4 protein-coding genes are annotated in these 3,571 nt (G+C 65.2%); 2 read left to right on the top strand and 2 right to left on the bottom strand.

The window, feature by feature from the left end; translation table 11 throughout:
• On the bottom strand, positions 1 to 831 hold an 831-nt coding region (locus EOA38_RS30825), incomplete at its 3' end, for a LysR substrate-binding domain-containing protein (RefSeq protein ID WP_127300999.1).
• A gap of 96 nt (positions 832 to 927) precedes the next feature.
• On the opposite strand from EOA38_RS30825, the gene EOA38_RS30820 reads away from it, so the two are divergent.
• Positions 928 to 1,527, top strand: a complete 600-nt coding sequence (locus tag EOA38_RS30820; RefSeq protein WP_127300998.1) for a LysE family translocator — start codon at positions 928 to 930, stop codon at positions 1,525 to 1,527.
• A gap of 376 nt (positions 1,528 to 1,903) precedes the next feature.
• On the opposite strand, the gene EOA38_RS30815 is transcribed toward EOA38_RS30820, so the two are convergent.
• Positions 1,904 to 2,698, bottom strand: a complete 795-nt coding sequence (locus EOA38_RS30815; RefSeq protein WP_127300997.1) for an SDR family oxidoreductase — start codon at positions 2,696 to 2,698, stop codon at positions 1,904 to 1,906.
• Positions 2,699 to 2,894: 196 nt separating this feature from the next.
• Here EOA38_RS30815 and EOA38_RS30810 point away from each other — a divergent pair, with 196 nt between their 5' ends.
• Complete coding sequence (locus EOA38_RS30810; RefSeq protein ID WP_126095799.1) at positions 2,895 to 3,359, top strand: MarR family winged helix-turn-helix transcriptional regulator; 465 nt, start codon at positions 2,895 to 2,897, stop codon at positions 3,357 to 3,359.
• Positions 3,360 to 3,571: the final 212 nt, after the last annotated feature.

Genomic DNA, 3,571 nt, shown 5'->3' with positions numbered 1-3,571 from the left:
GATATGAGCAGCGAATGCCTCTGCCGCGGGCGCGATGGCGTGCTTCGGCAGATGCAGGTTGACGGAAAAGTTCGGGAGGGCCGGCAGGTCGGGATCGGACAGGATGTCGAGATCGGCCGGAACCGTCGAGGCAAGCCAGGTGGTCACGGCAAGGTCCGAGCGCACGGTCGCCGTCGTGGCGTCGATGTTGCCGTTCTCGAACACGGTGCGCCAATCGAGTCCATGGGTGCCAAGCGCCGCCAGCACCGCCGGACGGAAGGCGCAGGTGTCCGCGACCATCGATACCGGCAGCGGCCGCTTCAAACGCGCCGAGCCGCCTCTGGCGCCGACCCAGACCAGGCGGTCGACAGCCAAGCATTCTCCGGCGGTCGGGCCGGCCCGCTCCTCGATGACGGCGAGATCGATCGTCCCTGCAGCCAGCGCCGCCGCGAGTTCCGGCGAGGAGGCGCAGACCAGCGAGATTTCCACCTGTGGATAGGCTTCCGCATAGGTCTTCAACACAGGTTGAAGCAATGTGCTGACAAGATCGTATGGCACGCCGATCCGCACCCGGCCCGCGACCGCCTTGCCGCCCATCTCGGCGATGATCTCGTCGTTGAGCTGCAGCAGGCGCTTGGCCCTGTCGAGCAGCCGCTCGCCGGAACGCGTCAGTCTCAAGCCACGCCGGTCGCGCTCGAACAGGCTTTGGCCAAGCACCTCTTCCAGCCGCTTGATCTGCTGGCTGACGGCACCTTGGGTGAGGTTGAGCGCATTGGCTGCCGCCGTCATGCTCGCCTTGTCTGATGTGGTGACGAAGGTACGGATGAGCGTGGTATCGATATCGCGGATCATTTTTCCATTATAGATGCTAATGCTTATCATGTCAAACATTGCATTTACTGATGGTGCAAAGTGCCTAGCATGCAGGCCTCCGACCGGGAAAGCCGCATGTCCGAAACCATCATTCCCCTTGTCCTGTTCGCGCTGATCTCCACCTCGACGCCCGGCATCGCCACGACGCTGTCGACGGCATCCGGGGCGCAGTTCGGCTTTCGCCGCTCGGTGCCGCTGATGGCCGGCAGCGCCGCTGGTCTGGCTTCGGTAGCGGCGGCGGGTGCGGCCGGCCTCGCCGGGTTGCTGGCCGCCGTCCCTTCTTTGCAGCTCGCCATGAAGATCGCCGGCTCGCTTTATCTGATTTGGTTGGCGGTGAAGATCGGCGGCAGCGGCCCGCCCAATCTCGATGTCAGCATGGCTAGGCCGAACAGCTTTTTCGGCGGCGCCGGCATCCAGTGGATGAACCCGAAGGGTTGGGCGATGGGGCTTGGCGCGGCCGCATCCTTCGCGGCGCTTGCCGACGGCCCGCTGCAGCTTGCGCTGCTGCTCGGCGCCGTGTTCGGTCTGGCCGCGGCTCTCTCGCTGTCGTTGTGGTGTGTGGCCGGCACGCTGCTCGCCCGCCTGCTCCGAACCGAGCGGCAGTGGCGCGCGCTTAACGTCGTGCTTGGCCTGCTGCTGGCCGCCTCGATCCTGCAGATGTGGCGGCCAGCTTGACGCTGGTTCTTCGCCCCCACAAAGTGGACTACGGCATGCACACGTTTCCAAGCGGCTGGTCTTTGGCGATAGCGTGCATGGCAGCTTGGCGCATGCATAGTCTTATGCTGCGCTGGTCGACCCCCACTCCGTCTCGGCTTCGCCGAGCCACCTCTCCCCCGATCGACGGGGTAGAGGAAGGCGCCAAGCTTTTTGCCGTCGACGCTCGTCCAGCAACGCTCCCTTCCTTTCCCTCCGGAGGGGGGAAAGGTGGCGCTGCGAAGCAGCGGCGGATTGGGGGAACCACGTGGCAATCAAGCCTCGGTCCGATCAGTCACGCCAGTCATAGAAGATGTGTGCATAGCGTAGCCGAAGGTGGCGGCGAGGTGCCTAGCTCTTAGACCGCATAGCGCGCCGCAGGCTTGGCGGCGAACAGACTGCCGTAGAACTGGTCCCGCGCGCCGAGATAGGTGTCCAGCCCGGCCGCATCGGCCAGCCCCGGAGCGGTGACGGTTTCGCCCTGGGCAAACCCGGCAAGGGCCGCATCGACCAGATCGTCGGCGCTCATCACCCAGTCCTGATTGATCCGGTCGAGGCTGATTCCGGAAGCGTCCCAGAACTCGGTGCGGATCGGTCCGGGCACCACGGACTGCACCCTCACCTTGGTGCCTGCAACTTCCTTCTGCAGCGCTTCGGTGAAGTTGACGACATAGGCCTTGGTGCCGCTGTAGATGCCGCCGACGGCAATGCCATAGGCGACCACCGAGGCGATGTTGACGATGGCGCCGCGGTCGCGCTTAAGCAACCCCGGCAGCACCGCGCGGGTCAAACGCGTCAAGGCAACGACGTTGACCTTGATCATCCGCTCGGCCGCGTCGGCATCGGCTTCGGCCACCGTCTCCAGGCCACCCATGCCGGCGTTGTTGACCAAGAGCGTCACGCTCTCGTCCGTCGCGATCGCCTGCTCGACCCGGCGCAGGTCGGCATCGTCGGCGAGATCGGCGACGAGCGTCTTGACCTTGCGGCCATAGGCATAAGCCAGTCTGTCCGCCACTTCCTGCAGCCGGTCGGCGCGCCGCGCCACAAGCACCAGATCGTAGCCCTGCCCGGCCAGCCGGTCGGCATAGACCGCGCCGATGCCCGAGGAAGCGCCAGTGATTACGGCTGTACCTTTGTTATCTGTCTTGCTCATTGTCCTGCTCCTTTTCGTCCTGTTCGCTCTTGCTCGGCGGCGGCGACACGTCAGCCGCCGCGCCTATGTCCAATTCCATTTAGTGGCATATGCCACTTTCTGCGAAGTAGGTATATGCCACTATCTTGTCAACGGCGGCCGCGAAAACTATTTCTGCGGCAAGGCCGGCGCGACTTTTCGCCGGCGAGGAGTGGATATGACCGAAGCTCAGCAGCCAGGATTCAGCCGTTGCAACAATGCCACGCTGCGGCGCGCCGCGCGCAGGCTCGGCCGCTTCTACGATGACGCGCTGGCGCCTTCGGGCTTGAAGGGCACGCAGTTTGGCCTGCTCTTCCAGATCCAAGTCAGCAGCGAGCCGGCGATGGGCGCCATCGCCGAGGCGCTGATCATGGATCTCTCGGCGCTGGGCCACACGCTGAAGCCGCTGATCCGCGACGGCTATGTCGAGACTTTTGCGGACAAGGATGATCGCCGCATCAAGCGCGTGCGGCTGACGCTGCAGGGCCGGGCCAAGCTCGATGAGGCGATCAAGCTGTGGAGCGCTGCCCAGCGGCAATTCGAGGATAAGGTCGGCGCGGAGCAGGCCGCAAAGCTGCGCGCAACGCTGGACGCGGTGGCTGATCTGGATTTGGAAATGCCGGCGGCCGCTCCTTCCCTCTGAAGAAGCGGCCGCCAGTAGGCTCCAGCGTTTTAGCGGAACCTATTCCGCCGGCATGGCGACCGGGCGAGCCAGCACCCGTCCGGCCAGCACCACGCCCAGTCCAACGATCGGGAACACGGCCGCGATCAGGCCGAGATCGGCCGGCGCGCCGAAGCGCAGCACACCACCGCCGACCACCGCGCCAAGCGCGACGCCGAGGTAGAGCGCCGAGG

This window comes from Mesorhizobium sp. M1E.F.Ca.ET.041.01.1.1, assembly GCF_003997355.1.
Lineage (GTDB): Bacteria > Pseudomonadota > Alphaproteobacteria > Rhizobiales > Rhizobiaceae > Mesorhizobium.
The sequence above is the reverse complement of the archived record's forward strand: the minus strand, read 5'-3'. Positions and strand labels throughout refer to the sequence as shown.

Coding starts and splice junctions, on each gene's coding strand:
- EOA38_RS30820 (WP_127300998.1), top strand. CDS start 928: ATGTCCGAAACCATCATTCCCCTTGTCCTGTTCGCGCTGATCTCCACC.
- EOA38_RS30815 (WP_127300997.1), bottom strand. CDS start 2,698: ATGAGCAAGACAGATAACAAAGGTACAGCCGTAATCACTGGCGCTTCC.
- EOA38_RS30810 (WP_126095799.1), top strand. CDS start 2,895: ATGACCGAAGCTCAGCAGCCAGGATTCAGCCGTTGCAACAATGCCACG.